Source organism: Rhodanobacter sp. K2T2 (assembly GCF_013408815.1).
Lineage (GTDB): Bacteria > Pseudomonadota > Gammaproteobacteria > Xanthomonadales > Rhodanobacteraceae > Rhodanobacter.
This window is the reverse complement of the sequence record NZ_JACCCA010000011.1, coordinates 59,451-75,088: the sequence shown is the minus strand read 5'-3', so window position 1 is coordinate 75,088 and position 15,638 is coordinate 59,451. Positions and strand designations below refer to the sequence as shown.

14 protein-coding genes are annotated in these 15,638 nt (G+C 62.0%); 8 read left to right on the top strand and 6 right to left on the bottom strand.

The window, feature by feature from the left end:
- Positions 1-98 precede the first annotated feature (98 nt).
- The 7 genes from pnp to gyrA all read left to right on the top strand — a co-directional run bounded on the left by pnp (position 99) and on the right by gyrA (position 9,024).
- On the top strand, positions 99-2,207 hold the full coding sequence (gene pnp / locus HDE78_RS16775) for a polyribonucleotide nucleotidyltransferase (RefSeq protein ID WP_179481593.1): 2,109 nt from the start codon (positions 99-101) through the stop codon (positions 2,205-2,207).
- Positions 2,208-2,311: 104 nt separating this feature from the next.
- Positions 2,312-3,466 (top strand): poly(R)-hydroxyalkanoic acid synthase subunit PhaE, encoded by a 1,155-nt coding sequence (locus HDE78_RS16770; RefSeq protein WP_179481591.1) that lies wholly within the window; start codon positions 2,312-2,314, stop codon positions 3,464-3,466.
- Between the two features lie 30 nt (positions 3,467-3,496).
- Positions 3,497-4,546, top strand: coding sequence for a class III poly(R)-hydroxyalkanoic acid synthase subunit PhaC (gene phaC / locus HDE78_RS16765; protein WP_179481769.1), 1,050 nt, complete (start codon positions 3,497-3,499; stop codon positions 4,544-4,546).
- Positions 4,547-4,569: 23 nt separating this feature from the next.
- A complete protein-coding gene (locus tag HDE78_RS16760) occupies positions 4,570-4,761 on the top strand; it encodes a PspC domain-containing protein (protein WP_179481589.1) in 192 nt (63 codons plus the stop codon).
- 82 nt (positions 4,762-4,843) lie between these two features.
- Positions 4,844-5,863 carry an S-methyl-5-thioribose-1-phosphate isomerase gene (gene mtnA / locus HDE78_RS16755; protein ID WP_179481587.1) on the top strand — a complete coding sequence of 340 codons (1,020 nt, stop codon included), beginning with the start codon at positions 4,844-4,846 and terminating at the stop codon, positions 5,861-5,863.
- Positions 5,857-6,270 (top strand): GtrA family protein, encoded by a 414-nt coding sequence (locus tag HDE78_RS16750; protein ID WP_179481585.1) that lies wholly within the window; start codon positions 5,857-5,859, stop codon positions 6,268-6,270. Before mtnA ends, HDE78_RS16750 begins: the two co-directional genes overlap by 7 nt.
- Before the next feature lie 138 nt (positions 6,271-6,408).
- A complete protein-coding gene (gene gyrA, locus HDE78_RS16745; RefSeq protein ID WP_179481584.1) occupies positions 6,409-9,024 on the top strand; it encodes a DNA gyrase subunit A in 2,616 nt (871 codons plus the stop codon).
- Between the two features lie 99 nt (positions 9,025-9,123).
- On the opposite strand, the gene HDE78_RS16740 is transcribed toward gyrA, so the two are convergent.
- Together HDE78_RS16740 and HDE78_RS16735 are read right to left on the bottom strand one after the other, a co-directional pair.
- A complete protein-coding gene (locus HDE78_RS16740) occupies positions 9,124-9,867 on the bottom strand; it encodes an alpha/beta hydrolase (RefSeq protein ID WP_255457869.1) in 744 nt (247 codons plus the stop codon).
- Between the two features lie 264 nt (positions 9,868-10,131).
- Positions 10,132-10,614 carry a peroxiredoxin gene (locus HDE78_RS16735; RefSeq protein WP_179481580.1) on the bottom strand — a complete coding sequence of 161 codons (483 nt, stop codon included), beginning with the start codon at positions 10,612-10,614 and terminating at the stop codon, positions 10,132-10,134.
- Positions 10,615-11,074: 460 nt separating this feature from the next.
- Here HDE78_RS16735 and HDE78_RS16730 point away from each other — a divergent pair, with 460 nt between their 5' ends.
- On the top strand, positions 11,075-11,971 hold the full coding sequence (locus HDE78_RS16730; protein WP_179481578.1) for a DnaJ C-terminal domain-containing protein: 897 nt from the start codon (positions 11,075-11,077) through the stop codon (positions 11,969-11,971).
- Positions 11,972-12,044: 73 nt separating this feature from the next.
- Here HDE78_RS16730 and HDE78_RS16725 read toward each other — a convergent pair whose 3' ends face one another.
- From HDE78_RS16725 to lpdA, 4 genes are all read right to left on the bottom strand, one after another.
- Positions 12,045-12,422, bottom strand: coding sequence for a response regulator (locus tag HDE78_RS16725; protein WP_179481576.1), 378 nt, complete (start codon positions 12,420-12,422; stop codon positions 12,045-12,047).
- Between the two features lie 67 nt (positions 12,423-12,489).
- Positions 12,490-13,488 carry an acryloyl-CoA reductase gene (locus HDE78_RS16720; RefSeq protein WP_179481767.1) on the bottom strand — a complete coding sequence of 333 codons (999 nt, stop codon included), beginning with the start codon at positions 13,486-13,488 and terminating at the stop codon, positions 12,490-12,492.
- 5 nt (positions 13,489-13,493) lie between these two features.
- On the bottom strand, positions 13,494-14,072 hold the full coding sequence (locus HDE78_RS16715) for a TIGR00730 family Rossman fold protein (protein ID WP_179481765.1): 579 nt from the start codon (positions 14,070-14,072) through the stop codon (positions 13,494-13,496).
- 88 nt (positions 14,073-14,160) lie between these two features.
- Positions 14,161-15,585, bottom strand: a complete 1,425-nt coding sequence (gene lpdA / locus HDE78_RS16710; RefSeq protein ID WP_179481574.1) for a dihydrolipoyl dehydrogenase — start codon at positions 15,583-15,585, stop codon at positions 14,161-14,163.
- Positions 15,586-15,638 lie beyond the last annotated feature (53 nt).

Sequence of the window (15,638 nt, the reverse complement as noted above, 5' to 3'; positions counted from 1 at the left end):
TTCTTGGCCGCGCTATTAAGGTCCTGCGTTCGTCCTTGAACGCGAAGGTCAAAAAGCGGTCATCCATAGCCGCACTCCTCAATTCAGGACAAATCAACGTGGCAAAAGTAACCAAGTCATTCCAGTACGGTAGTCACGAAGTCACTCTGGAGACGGGCGAAATTGCCCGCCAGGCGTCCGGCGCGGTGATGGTCAGCATGGGCGGCACGGTGGTGCTGGTCACCGCCGTGGCGGCGACCAAACAGAAGGAAGGTCAGGATTTCTTCCCGCTGACCGTGGATTACGTGGAAAAGTTTTATTCGGCCGGCCGTATCCCGGGCGGCTTCTTCAAGCGCGAAGGCCGTCCGACCGAGAAGGAGACGCTGACCTCGCGTCTGATCGATCGCCCGGTGCGCCCGCTGTTTCCGGAAGAGTTCAAGAACGAAGTGCAGGTCATCGCGCAGGTCGTGTCGCTGAACCCGGAAGTCGACGGCGACATCGCTGCGCTGCTCGGTGCGTCCGCCGCCCTGAGCCTGGCCGGTATTCCGTTCAAGGGGCCGATCGGCGCGGCGCGCGTCGGTTACGCCAACGGCCAGTACCTGCTCAACCCGACCCATACCGAGCTGAAAACGTCCGACCTCGACCTCGTCGTGGCCGGTACCAGCGGTGCGGTGCTGATGGTGGAATCCGAGGCCAAGCTGCTCTCCGAGGACGTGATGCTCGGTGCCGTGATGTTCGGTCACCAGCAGATGCAGGTCGCCATCCGCGCGATTGCCGAGCTGGCGTCCGAAGCGGCCAAGCCGTCGTGGGACTGGCAGGCGCCGGCACAGAACGAGTCGCTGATTGCCGCCGTCAAGGGCGCCGTCGGCAACAAGCTGGAAGAGGCCTTCCAGGTGCGCGACAAGCTGCAGCGCCGCGATGCGATCTCGGCGATCAAGGCCGAAGCGTTGGCCTCGATCAAGGGTCAGGCCGAAGAGAGCGGTTGGCATTCGGCCGAGCTGTCGAAGGAATTCGCCGAGCTCGAATACCACACCATGCGCGACAGCGTGCTCAAGACCAAGGTGCGCATCGACGGGCGTCAGCTCGACGACGTGCGTCCGATCACCTGCCGCGTTGGCGTGCTGCCGCGCACGCATGGCTCGGCGCTTTTCACCCGCGGTGAAACCCAGGCGCTGGTGATTGCCACGCTCGGCACCACCCGCGATGCGCAGATCATCGACGCCCCGGAGGGCGAGTCGAAAGACCCGTTTCTGTTCCATTACAACTTCCCTCCGTTCTCGGTGGGCGAGGCCGGCCGCTTCGGTGCGCCGAAGCGCCGCGAAATCGGCCACGGTCGTCTCGCCAAGCGCGGCGTGCAGGCGGTGAAGCCCAGCATTGAGGAATTCCCTTACGTGGTGCGCGTGGTTTCGGAAATCACCGAATCCAACGGCTCCTCGTCGATGGCCTCGGTGTGCGGTTCTTCGCTGGCGATGATGGATGCCGGCGTGCCGCTGAAGGCGCCGGTGGCGGGTATCGCGATGGGTCTGGTCAAGGAAGGCAACGACTTCGTCGTGCTGTCCGACATCCTCGGCGACGAAGATCATCTGGGCGACATGGATTTCAAGGTGGCCGGTAGCGCCAACGGCATCTCCGCGCTGCAGATGGACATCAAGATCGACGGCATCACCGAAGAGATCATGAAGGTGGCGCTGGAACAGGCCAAGCGTGGTCGTCTGCACATCCTCGGCGAAATGGCCAAGGTCATCACCACGGCGCGTCAGGAAATGAGCGAGTACGCGCCGCGCCTGATCACCATCAAGATCCATCCGGACAAGATCCGCGAAGTCATCGGCAAGGGCGGTGCGACCATCCGCTCGATCACCGAAGAGACCGGCGCCACGATCGACATCAACGACGACGGCACGGTCATCATCGCCTCGGTTAACCGCGAAGCGGGCGACGCGGCGAAGAAGCGCATCGAGCAGATCGTTTCCGACGTCGAGCCGGGCCGCATTTACGAGGGCAAGGTCGCCAAGCTGATGGACTTCGGCGCCTTCGTGACGATCATGCCGGGCAAGGATGGTCTGGTGCACGTGTCGCAGATCTCCAGCGAGCGTGTCGAGAAGGTTTCCGACAAGCTGAAGGAAGGCGATATCGTCAAGGTGAAGGTACTCGAGGTCGACAAGCAAGGCCGTATTCGCCTGTCGATGAAAGCCGTGACCGAAGACGAAGCCGCCGCCGGCGTCTGAGTTTCAAGTTATCGATGCGATTGAGAGGCCCGGCTTTCACGCCGGGCCTTTTGCTTTTGCCGTGACCGTTTTTCCGCGGGTCGCTTTTGCTAGGATGAAGCGACATGAGTGACGAGAGCCCGCGCGTGACCAAGCAAGCAGACGATTTTTTCCAGACCGGTGCCGCCAAGGACTATCAGGACATGGTGCGCAAATCCTGGGAGGCGTTTGCGGCCCACATGCAGCCGCCGTTCGGCACCAGTGCAGAAGATGCGCGTCGCTCGTCTTCGACGAAGAGTGCGTCGCCCAATCTCACGCTCGACCACGCGCTGGCCGGCCTGAAAAGCTACGCCGACTGGCTGCAGAGCGCCGCAGCCAGCGTTTCCACCCCGCAGAACGACTGGCAGCAGCAGATCCAGCAGCTTTTCTCCGGCGCTGGTCAGCCTTTCTCTCACGGTTTTGCAGGCGCCGATAATGCGGGGGCTAAAACCTTTGTCGACCAGTGGCAGGCGTGGCTGAATTCCCATCAAAAAGCGGACGCTTCCGCGGCGAAGCCACAGCCACCCGGCGCTGCGGGCTTTGGCTTTGGCAACGACCCGCACGCGCAGCAGCAGGCGCTGGCGGATGCCATCGCAAAACATCTGGAAGCTTTACAGCGTTATCAGGCGCTGATGCAGCGTTCCAATGCGCAGGCCATCGAAAAGCTGCAGGCGAGACTGTCCAAGCTCGCGGCGCCGGGCCAGCAGATCGAATCGCTGAAGGTGCTGTACGACTTGTGGGTCGATTGCGCGGAAGAAGCCTACGCCGAGATTGCGCTCTCGGAAGAATTTCGCGAAGCGTACGGCGAGATGGTCAACACGCAGATACGCGTGCGGCAGCTGCAGCAGGAGCAGACCGAATATCTCTGCCAGCAGCTCGGCATACCGACGCGTAGCGACGTGTCGAGTCTGGGTGAGCGCTTGCATTCGCTGCGGCGTGAGATGCGCCAGGGCAAGACTGCGGCGCCCGTCGCCGATCACGCCGAAGAGCTGGCCTCATTACGCCGCGATGTAGCCTTTCTCAAGGAGCAGCTGCTGGCGAGCGGGGTGACGCGATCGGCCGTAGAGAAGGCTCCGACGGCGAAAACTGCCGCTGTAAAAAAGGTGTCGCGTTCGGCGGTAAAGAAGTCCATCGCCAAATCTTCATCGAAAAAAACAACCAAGGCGGCTGCCAAAAAATCGGCGGCCTCCCCATCTCGGGCAAAACGCGTGGCGCCAGTCAAACCGCGCAAGCGTAGCTAAGGAGCGGCCGTGGAGCACTCGCCGTTTCGAATGGATCCCAACAAGATTATGGACGAGGTCAGCGCTTTCCAGCGCAAGCTGGCCTCGGGCATGGGGCAGCTTCATGGTGCGCGCCAGCCGGAATACGCCAACACTCCGCGCGAGTTGGTGTACAGCGAAGACAAATTGAAAGTCTGGCATTTCAAGGGCGCGAAAAAACCGACGTCGAGGGTTCCCCTGCTCATCGCCTATGCGCTCGTCAACACCGTCTGGATGACCGATCTGCAGGAAGACCGGTCGATGGTGCGCAATCTGCTGGAGCAGGGTGAGGACGTTTATCTGATCGACTGGGGCTATCCCGATGCGTCCGACCGCTGGCTGACGCTGGACGATTACATCAACGGCTATCTCGACCGCTGTGTCGATGCCGTGCGCCAGAGGTACGAGCTCGACGCGATCGATCTGCTCGGCATTTGCCAGGGTGGCGCGTTTTCGCTGTGCTACACCGCCCTGCATCCACAGAAAATCCGGAATCTGATCACCATGGTGACTCCGGTGGATTTTCAGACGCCGGACAATATGCTTTCGCACTGGGCACGCACGCTCGACGTGGATCGATTCGTCGATACCGTCGGCAATATTCCTGCCTCGCTGATGAATTACGTATATCTCTCGCTCAAGCCTGTGCGCTTGAATCAGCAGAAATACGTAGGGCTGGTCGATATTCTGGAAAGCCCGATCGAGCTGGAAAATTTTCTGCGCATGGAGCACTGGATATTCGATTCACCCGACCAAGCCGGTGATGCGTTTCGCGAGTTCATTCAGAAGTTCTATCAGCAAAACGGCCTGATGAGTGGCGCGCTGGAGATCGGCGGTCGTCGCGTGGATCTGCGCCAGATCAAACAGCCGGTGTTGAATATTTTTGCCGAGCAGGATCATCTGGTGCCGCCCGACGCGTCGCGCGCCATGGCAACGCGTCTGGGCACCGAGGATTACACCCAGCTGGCGTTCAAGGGCGGCCACATCGGCATTTACGTCTCCGGTCGGGCACAGCGCGAGGTGCCGCCGGCCATTCATCAGTGGCTGCATGCACGCGACTGATCGCTCTCGATGAGGTAATGCGAATGAATACCGAAAAGCGCTTGTATCGATCACGCAGCAACAGGACCGTCGCTGGCGTGTGCGCAGGCATCGCAGAATATTTCGGCTGGGATCCCACGCTGGTGCGGATCGCCTGGATCGTGCTGACCTTTTTTGGCGGCTCCGGCATTTTGATTTACGGCATTCTGTGGTTGGTGGTGCCGGAGGCGGGCTGACACGTCGATCTCGCCCTTCGCTTCGTTTTCCGTCCACCGTGAGGTGTCGCCGGGATGGCATGTCATCGGCGATAATGGATCGATGACAACGCCCAATCCCAACCTCGACTCCATTCGCGCCGTGCAGTGGCAGGGCGATCACCTGCGCCTGCTCGATCAGCGTTTGCTGCCCGCCGAAGAACGGTGGATCGAATGCCGTGATGCGCAACAGGTGACGCAGGCGATCCGCGATCTGGCCGTGCGCGGCGCGCCGGCCATCGGTATCGCGGCGGCCTGGGGTGTCGCCATGGCTGCCCAGCAGAAGGTCGACCTCGATCCCGTCCTGAGCACGCTGCGCGCGGCGCGACCCACCGCGGTCAACCTGATGTGGGCGCTCGATCGGATGAAAAAGCGCATCGCATCCGGCGCCGATGCGCCGGGGCTGGTGCGCGAGGCGCAGGCCATCCAGGACGAGGATCTTGCGGCCAATCGCCGGATGGGCGAGCTCGGCGCGTCCTTGATTGCGGCGCATTCCGGCGTGCTGACTCACTGCAATACCGGTTCGCTTGCCACGGCGGGTTATGGTACGGCGCTCGGCGTTATCCGCGCCGGCGTCGCCGGTGGCCGGATCGATCAGGTCTATGCGGGTGAAACGCGGCCGTGGCAGCAGGGTGCGCGGCTGACCATGTGGGAGCTGGTGCGCGACGGCATTCCCGCCAAACTGATTGCCGATTCGGCGGCGTCGCATTTGATGAAATCCGGTGCCGTGCAGTGGGTGATCGTCGGCGCCGATCGCATTGCGGCCAATGGTGATACCGCCAACAAGATAGGCACTTATCAATTGGCCATTGCCGCGAAATACCACGGCGTGAAATTCATGGTCGTCGCGCCCTCGTCGACGGTGGATATGGCGACCGGCACCGGCGAGGATATCGAGATCGAGCTGCGCGATGCGACCGAGCTGCTCAGTACCGCCGGGCAGCGCACCGTGGTGGATGGTGCGCAGGCGTGGAATCCGGTATTCGACGTGACGCCGGCGGAACTGATCGACGCGATCGTGACCGAGCGTGGCGTGATCGAACGACCGAACTCAATCGCCATGCAGGCGATGTTCGGATGGTAAAACTGCACAGGGAGATTTTTCTCTTTGCCGTTGGCGGTGTCGGTGGTCTGGTCGTCGATACGGGCATTGTGCAGATGCTGGTCGGCCTGGCCGGCTGGAATCCATACGTGGCGCGCGTGCCGTCGTTTCTTATCGCAGCGACCTTCACCTGGTGGTGGAGTCGCCATTACACCTTTGCCGATCGTCGCAGCGATCGATCGGCGCACGCCGAATGGCTGCACTGGATGGGCTTGATGAGCGTCGGTGCAGCGGTCAATTACGGTGTCTACGCGCTTTTGCTGATGAACTTTCCCGTGCTTCATCGGTGGCCGGCGATCGGCGCTGCAGCGGGCTCGGTGGTAGCGGCATTCGTCAACTTTGCGGCCGCTCGCAGCACGCTTTTCAAGAACCCAAAGGCTTCCGCATAAGTTATTGATAGATAAGGTTTAAAACTTATCTATCTGAGGCCATTCGTGGTACACTTCCGGGGTTGATTTCCAGTCGCCTGCATGCGCGCCGCGAGCGCTCTTCCGGCGACCTTTTTCGTCCTCCAGGAAAGCTAATTCATGGCAGATCTCGCCAAAGAAATCATTCGCGTCAATATCGAAGACGAGATGCGCCAGAGCTACCTCGATTACGCCATGAGCGTGATCGTGGGCCGCGCGCTCCCCGATGTCCGCGATGGTCTCAAGCCGGTGCATCGTCGCGTGCTGTTTGCGATGAGCGAACTGGGTAACGTGTGGAACAAGCCCTATAAGAAATCGGCCCGCGTGGTCGGTGACGTGATCGGTAAATACCACCCGCACGGCGATGCATCGGTGTATGACGCGATCGTGCGCATGGCGCAGCCGTTTTCACTGCGCTATCTGCTGGTCGACGGTCAGGGCAACTTCGGTTCGGTCGATGGCGACAACGCCGCGGCGATGCGTTACACCGAGGTACGCATGTCGCGTCTCACGCACGAGCTGCTGGCCGATATCGACAAAGAAACCGTCGACTTCGGTCCCAACTACGACGAAAGCGAGCACGAGCCGCTGGTGCTGCCGGCGCGCGTGCCGAACCTGCTCATCAACGGTTCTGCCGGCATCGCGGTCGGTATGGCCACCAATATTCCGCCGCACAACCTCAACGAGGTGATTGCGGCGACACTGGCGCTGATCGACGATCCGTCGCTGGGCGTCGAGGATCTGATGCAGCATATTCCGGGGCCGGACTTTCCGACCCACGGCATCATCAATGGTTCGTCAGGCATCATCGAGGCGTATCGCACGGGCCGCGGCCGCATTCTGGTGCGTGCCAAGGCCGAGGTGGAAACCGAGGCGAACGGCCGTGAAACCATCATCATTCACGAGCTGCCGTATCAGGTGAACAAGGCGCGGCTGATCGAAAAGATCGCCGAGCTGGTCAAGGAAAAGAAGCTCGAAGGCATCAGCGAGTTGCGCGACGAATCCGACAAGGACGGCATGCGTGTGGTGATCGAGATCCGCCGCGATGCGATGGGCGACGTAGTGCTCAACAACCTGTTCCAGCAGACCCAGCTGCAGGTCACCTTCGGCATCAATATGGTCGCGCTGCTCGATGGCCAGCCGCGTCTGCTGAATCTCAAAGATATCCTCGAGGCGTTCATCCGCCATCGTCGCGAAGTGGTGACACGTCGCACGATCTTCGAACTGCGCAAGGCGCGCGCACGTGCGCACATCCTCGAAGGCCTCACGGTAGCGCTGGCCAACATCGACGAGATGATCGAGCTGATCAAGACGTCGGCCTCGCCGGCCGAGGCGCGCGAGCGGATGGTCGTGCGGCGCTGGGAAGCGGGGCTGGTTCGCGCGCTGTTGTCGGCCACCGGAGCCGAAGCCTCCCGCCCGGAGGAAATGGATCCGCGCGATGGCCTGAAGGATGACGGCTATCAGCTGTCCGAAGCGCAGGCTTTGGAAATTCTGGCGATGCGTCTGCATCGTCTGACCGGACTGGAGCAGGAAAAGCTCTCCGACGAATACAAGCAGATTCTGGAAACCATTCGCGGCCTGATCGAGATTCTGGAAAATCCCGAGCGCCTGCTCGAGGTAATCCGCGGCGAACTGGAAACGGTGAAGGAAGAGTTCGGCGATGCCCGCCGCACCGAGATCCAGCATTCGCAGGAAGACCTCAACGTACTCGACCTGATCACGCCCGAAGACGTGGTCGTGACGCTATCGCATACCGGTTACATCAAGCGTCAGCCGGCGAGCAGCTATCGTTCGCAGCGGCGTGGCGGCAAGGGGCGTTCGGCCTCGGCGCTGAAAGACGAGGATTTCGTCGAGCAGCTGTGGGTGGTCAACACCCACGATACCCTGCTGACCTTCACCAGCACCGGTCGCGTCTATTGGCTCAAGGTATATCAGATGCCGGAGGCGGGCTCGGGTGCGCGCGGCAAGCCGATCGTGAACCTGCTTCCACTGGGCGAAAACGAAAAAGTGCAGGCGGTGCTGCCGGTGCGCGAATACACCGAAGACCGCTTCGTGTTCTTTGCGACCCGCATGGGTACGGTCAAGAAAACGCCGCTCACGGAGTTTGCCTTTCAGCTGCAGAAGGGCAAGATCGCGATCAAGCTCGATGAAGGCGACGCGCTGGTCAACGTGGCGCTGACCAATGGCGACAGCGACGTGCTGCTGTTCGCGTCCAACGGCAAGGTCAACCGCTTCGACGAGAACACCGTGCGCTCGATGGGTCGTACCGCCGGCGGCGTGCGCGGCATGCGGTTGGCCAAGGACGAAAATGTGGTCTCGTTGATCGTGGCCGCCGAGGGCGACATTCTCACGGCGACCGAGCGTGGTTACGGCAAGCGCACCGAGCTGAGCGAATTCCCGAAGAAGGGACGAGGCACCCAGGGCGTTATCGGTATCCAGTGTTCCGAACGCAACGGCGCGCTGGTGGCGGCAACGCAGGTCACCGAACTGCACGAGCTGATGCTGATCTCCGATCAGGGCACGCTGGTACGTACGCGCGTGGCCGAGGTATCGCAGCTCAGCCGCAACACCCAGGGCGTCACCCTGATCAAGCTGCCGGCGGATGAAAAGCTGGTCAGCGTGATGCGGCTCGATGCGGAAGAAGAAAACGGCGAAGAGGGCGAGATTGTCGGCGGCACCGCGCCTGTCGACGGGGGTGGTTCGGAAGAAGTCGATCCGACGCCCGCCGAAGACTGATCAACGGCTTTGCGCAACAATAAAAAACCCCGGCGATTCCGGGGTTTTTTATTGGCAAGATTACGGAACGATCGCTTCGGCACCTGCTTTGCGAACGCGCTAGTTGGGCAGCGATGCCAGCCAGTGCAGAACCGCGGACGACAGTTCGGTGCGCTGATCGGAGTAGGCGTGGTCGGTGGGAAAATGCGCCGATGTGACCTTGCTGTCGCCAGCGCGAGTCAGCTCATCCGCAAACGTCTGGTTCTGCTTCGCCAGACCGTCGTCTGACGTAATGACCAGTGCTATACGATTCTTCAGGGCATCCACGTTGGCGCTGAAGCTCCAGGCTCTCGCATGGTCGGCGACGTCGAGCGCCAGACCTTTCGGCGTGCATCCGGCAAGAGGCGCCATGCCTTCGTTGGCGAGAGCTTTGCTCAGCTGTTCGATCGCGGCAGCCTTTGGTTCTTTGTCCAGCGAAGCCAGAAAGTTGCCGCCGAAGTCGGCTGCCGAAATGGTCGCGACCGCCTTGATCGCGGGATCGGTTGCGGCGGTCTCCACCGCCATGAAGCCACCCATGCTATGCCCGATCAGCACGATGCGCGTAGGGTCCAGCCGCAGCTTTCGGGCGACATCCGGCTGCCGCAGATAGGCGAGTGCGGCGGCGGTATCTTCGATGCCGTGCGTGAAGGAGAACTTGCCCGGCGTGCCCCACGAGCCGCGGTAGTTGAAGTACAGAACGTCCCAACCGGCGCGGCGTATGTCCTGCGCCAGATCCAGATTGCGCTCGTTGCCCGGGAAGCCGTGTAACAGGATCACGGCCGGATGCGGACCAGCGCCGGCCGCCACGTAGGCTAGAGCATTCATCGGCGAGCCGTGGCTGCGTATCTGCATTGTCTCATCGACGCGCGGTCGCCGCCCGTTGGCGGTGCGAGGAGCGTGGCGGAGGCTGCGGCCGAAGGCATCGTTTGTGCGCTTGCATGCGCTGCACCCAGTGCGAGGAGCATCGGAGCCAAAAGTTTCAGCGCGGATGCTTTCGAGCGATGGCGCATGGAGTTCTCCGACGTGTCTGAAAGTTTTTATCGGCGGCCGAACGGAGGCAGCGCTTAGCCGTTATCCGTGCAGTGGAGTTTATTGATCGATCGCGGCAAGCATTGCCTCGGCGCTGGACACGCGATATTCGCCCGGCGACTCGACCTGCAGCAGACGGACCACACCGTCTTCGGCAAACAGCGCAAAGCGCTTTACCCGAATGCCCATGCCAAAGGCCGTGCCGTCCAGCTCCAACCCCATCGAACGGGTGAAGCTGGCGTTGCCGTCGGCGATCATCAGCAGCTCGGCGGGCACCTGCAGCGATGACGCCCAGGCCTGCATCACGTGCGCGTCGTTGACGGCGAGACACATGACCGTAATCCCGCGTTCGTTAAAAGCGGCCAGATGGTTCACGTATCCCGGCAGATGCTTGTTCGAGCAGGTGGGAGTGAATGCGCCGGGCACGCCGAACATCACCACCTTGCGCGCGGCGAACAGCTCGCTGGTACGGCATTTGCGCACCTCGGTGTCGATAACCTGCACGGAGGCGTCGGGAATCATTTTTCCGGGCTGTATGACCATGTGTCTCTCGTCGATGATGATGAGGCGTGACCGTGTTCGATCGTGCGTTCGCTGTGGCGTGGCTGAATCGTAGGTCGGCTGGGCGTCGATCCGCGGGGAGCGTCGCCTTGAATCATCGTCCAGCGCACCTATCTTGCAAGGCAGGCGGTGGATGCACCGCATGGCATGGAGGAGATCATGGCATGTTCTTTAGTCATGGTTGCCGGTTCGATCTAGGTCAATCGGATGCCGACGGGCAGACCTTGTCTGAGAGGTGCAGTTCGGGCATCCCAGCCCACGGATCGCGTCGGCTGGCTGCGTTCGATGAGGCCCATCTAGCGGGATACAGGCATGAGGGCGTCGGAACGCACTAACATCAAGGGCGGCGGTCAGCCAGATGCAGATTGGCCGCCGCATAGTGCGGCACAGGCCGCGACGGTGAATGAACCGGCGCGGATTTTGCGTAAGTTGGGGAGTGGCAGTGGAATTCAAAGATTATTACGACATTCTGGGTGTGAAGCCCGACGCCAGCGAGGCCGACATCAAGGCGGCGTATCGCAAGCTGGCGCGCAAGTACCATCCCGACAAAAACAAGGACGCGGGCGCCGAGGAAAAATTCAAGTCGATCAATGAAGCCAACGAGGTGCTCAAGGATGCCGACAAGCGGCGCTCCTATGACGAGCTACGGGCTGGCGGTTATCGACAGGGTGAACAGTTCCGGCCGCCGCCGGGCTGGCAGGGTCAGCCCGGTCACGGCGATATGGGCGATGGCGACTTCAGCGACTTCTTCGAGAGCCTGTTCGGCCGCAATGCCGCGGGAGGACAGCGTGGGCAGGCGCGTCCAAGGCGCGGGCGCGATGTCCAGGCCAGCGTGCAGATCGATCTCCAGACGGCCTTCGACGGCGGTCGCACGCGGCTTTCCATGCAGGATCCCGCTGGCGGTGAACGCGTGCTGGAAGTGAAGATTCCCGCCGGCATCCAGTCCGGCCAGACCATTCGCCTGTCCGGCCAGGGTCAGGCAGGCATGGCCGGGGGTCCCAAGGGCGACCTGTTGCTCGAGGTGACGGTCCGTGACGATCCGCGCTTCCGCCTAGACGGGCGCAATGTGCTGCACGTCCTGCCGATCTCGCCCTGGGAGGCCGCGTTGGGCGCCACCGTTTCCGTGCCGACATTGGCCGGCAAAGTGGATTTGCGCATACCCGCGGGGTCGCAATCGGGCCGCAAACTGCGTCTGAAAGGCCGCGGCATGCCGGGCGCCAATCCGGGCGATCAGCTGGTCGAACTCTCGATCCGCGCGCCGCTGGCCGAAAGCGACAGCCAACGTGCGGCTTATGAGGCATTGCGCGATCAGTTCACGGATTACGATCCACGCAGCTGATGGCGGCGAGCAGCGATGAAAAACGGCGCTCTCGGGCGCCGTTTTTTGGGCGACTCTTGAGGAAGTCTGACGATTACGGCGCGCGCGCGCCTGGCAGAAACTCGTTCAAGGTCTTGACCAGATCCTCTTCCTTGATCGGCTTGGTGACATAGGCCTTGGCGCCCTGACGCATGCCCCATACCTTGTCGGTTTCCTGATCCTTGGTGGTCACCAGAATGATCGGGATATGCGCCGTTTCCGGGTTCTTGCTGATCGTGCGTGTGGCCTGGAATCCGTTGAGGTTCGGCATCACCACGTCCATCAGGATCAGGTCGGGCAGTTCCTGCTTGGCAACCTCGACGCCGGCGGCGCCGTCTTCGGCGGAGAAGGCTTCGTGTCCGAGTTTTTCGACGATTCGCTTGATGCCCAAGAGTTGGGACGGAGAATCGTCGACAATCAAGATGCGTGCCATTGGATGTTGGTTCCTTCGGTTTCGTGAATTCTAAGCGGTGGCTGTGGCAGTTCCAAGCACGCTTTCGTCAAGCGGCGCGATCGATGCGCACCAGCGTACGGCCGAAAGAGTCCCCGGTCAGCATACGCGCAAACGCACCGGACAGCTCTGTGAGGGCGATCTCACTTGTGGCGATACGATCGAGGTGCTGCGGCTTCCAGTCGTTCGCCAGGCGGCGCCAGACCTCGTCGCGAACCGCACGCGGTGTGCCGGCCGAGGCGATGCCGAGCAGCGCCGCGCCGCGAATGATGAAGGGCAGCACGGTGGTATCGAAGGCCACGCCGCCTGCGTTGCCGCAGAGCGCGACGTTGCCAAGAGGGCTGATCAAGGGCAACAGGCCGGCGAGCATGCTGCCGCCCACGTTGTCCAGTACACCGCCGAAACGCACCGAATCCATCGGTTTGCCGCTGAAAGCCAGCTGATGCCGATCGATGCACTCGGAGGCGCCCAGCGCGCGCAGAAAATCGAAATGATCGGTCTTGCCGCTGATCGCGTGCACTTCGTAGCCGGCGCGGCTGAAGATATCGATGGCCAGCATGCCCACGCCGCCGCTGGCACCGGTCACCGCGATAGGGCCGAGCTGCGGCGTCTGATGGTTGTCCAGCATGCGCAGCAAGCCGAGCGCCGCGGTGAAGCCGGCGGTGCCCAGGATCATGCTTTCGCGCAGGCTCAAACCGGCAGGCAGCGGAATCGTCCAGGCAGACGGCAGTCGGATGTACTGGGCGTAGCCGCCGTCGCGCGTTTCGGACAGCCCGCTGCCGGTGCACAGCACCGCGTCGCCTTCCTTGAAGGTGGGGTCGGTCGAGGCGACCACGTGGCCGGCCACGTCGATGCCGCCATTCAAGGGGTACTGACGGAGAATCTTGCCTTTGCCGGTACCGGCGAGCGCATCCTTGTAGTTGACCGAGGAATAGGCGACGGCGACCAGCACTTCGCCGGGCGATAGCGCGTCGGCGCCGATGCTTTCGATACCGGCGCGATAGCCGGCATCGTCGTTGTGGATGCGAAACGCGTGAAAGTCGGACATGTCGGTCACAGCGCTTCCTCTTTCGGCTTGGACGTATGGACGTCCGGAATGCGGCTCATCCAGTCGAACAGTTGGCTCATGCTTTCGCCGAACCACACGTTTTCACGCTGGGTAGAACGGACGAAACCTTCGCCGACCATATGGTCCATCATGCCGCGCAGCGGCGCGTAATAGTCGCGCACGTCGAGAAAGGCGCACGGATAGCTGTGCAGGCCGAGCTGCGACCAGGTCAGCATCTCGAACATTTCGTCCAGCGTGCCGAAGCCACCGGGCAGGGCGACGAAGGCATCGGACAGTTCGAACATGCGCGTCTTGCGCTGGTGCATGGTGTCGACCACCTGCAGCTCGGTCAGGCCGGCGTGTGCGACCTCGCGATCGACCAGCTGGCGTGGGATCACGCCAATGACCTTGCCGCCACCGGCGAGCACCGCATCGGCCACGATGCCCATCAGGCCGACGTTGCCGCCGCCGTAGACCAGGGTGATTCCTCGGCGCGCCATTTCGGTACCGAAGGCGCGTGCCTGCTTGGCGTATTCGGGATGCTTGCCGCTGCTGGAACCGCAGTAGACGCAGAGCGAAGTCACTTCAGTCATGAGGCCTCCATAAGCGCGAAACCCGTCCTTGGGGGACGGGTCGCGATTCGTGCAAAAAAACCAGGCATGGCGAGCGCGATCAGTTGCCTTTGTGGATCGCGCGTTTGTCGACCGACAGCGCCGCCTCGTGCACGGCTTCGGACAGAGTCGGATGCGCGTGGACAATGCGCGCCATGTCTTCTGCCGAACCCTTGAACTCCATCGCCACGACGCACTCGGCGATCAATTCGGAGACGCCGGGTCCGACCATGTGCACACCGAGAATGCGATCGGTTTCGGCGTGGGCGATCATCTTCACCTGACCGATGGCCTCATTCATCGCCACGGCACGGCCGACGGCGGCAAACGGAAAGCTGCCGACCTTGTAAGGCACGCCTTCTTCCTTGAGCTGCTTTTCGGTCTTGCCGGCCCAGGCGATTTCCGGTTCGGTGTAGATGACCCAGGGAATGGTGTCGTAATTGACGTGGCCGGCCTTGCCGGCGATCCACTCGGCCACCGCCATGCCTTCCTCGAAGCCCTTGTGCGCGAGCATCGGGCCGCGCACGGCATCGCCGACCGCCCAGACGCCATCGACGCCGGTGTGGCAATGCTCATCGACCACGATGCGGCCGCGCTCGTCGAGCTTGACGCCGCAGTCCTCGGACAGCAGACCATCGGTATACGCACGGCGACCCACGGCGACCAGCAGCTTGTCGACGACCAGGTCATGATCGCCGTCTTTGTCGTTATAGGTGATGTGCACTTCGTTCTTGCTGACCTCGGCCTTGGTCAGCTTGGCACCGAGCTTGATGTCGAGGCCGAGCTTGCCGAATTCCTTGAACGCCACCTTGGCGATATCGGGATCGGCGGCGCCGAGGAATTCCGGCAACGCCTCCAGCACGGTTACTTCCGCACCGAGACGGCGCCACACGCTGCCCAGCTCCAGGCCGATCACACCGGCGCCGATCACGCCCAGGCGCTTCGGCACGGCGTCGAGTTCCAGCGCGCCGGCGTTGTCGATGATGTGCTTGCCGTCGAACTTGGCAAACGGCAGTTCGATCGGCACAGAGCCCGAGGCCAGGATCACGTTGGTCGCGCTGATGGTCTGCTTCTGCCCATCGTTGCCGCTGATCTCGACCTCATTTCCTTTCAGCAGCTTGCCGGTACCGAAATAGCTGGTGATCTTGTTGGCCTTGAACAGCTGGGCAACGCCGCCGGTGAACTGCTTGACGATTTTTTCCTTGCGGCCGATGAAGGTTTTCAGATCGACCTTGGCGTTTTCCACGCTGATGCCGTGCGCGGGCAGGTTGTGCGCCAGGTTGTAGAACTGCTTGGACGAATCCAGCAACGCCTTCGAAGGAATGCAGCCGACGTTGAGGCAGGTACCGCCCAGGGCGGCCTTGCCGTCCTTGCCGGCCCAGGCGTCGACCACCGCGGTCTTCAGACCCAGCTGCGCGGCGCGGATGGCGGCGTGATAACCGGCCGGGCCGCCGCCGATGACGATGACGTCGAATTTGTCGCTCATGGTTCGAGTTCCTTGCTGGCGAGTCACTGCTCGCTGACGGTGCGGGTTCGGCT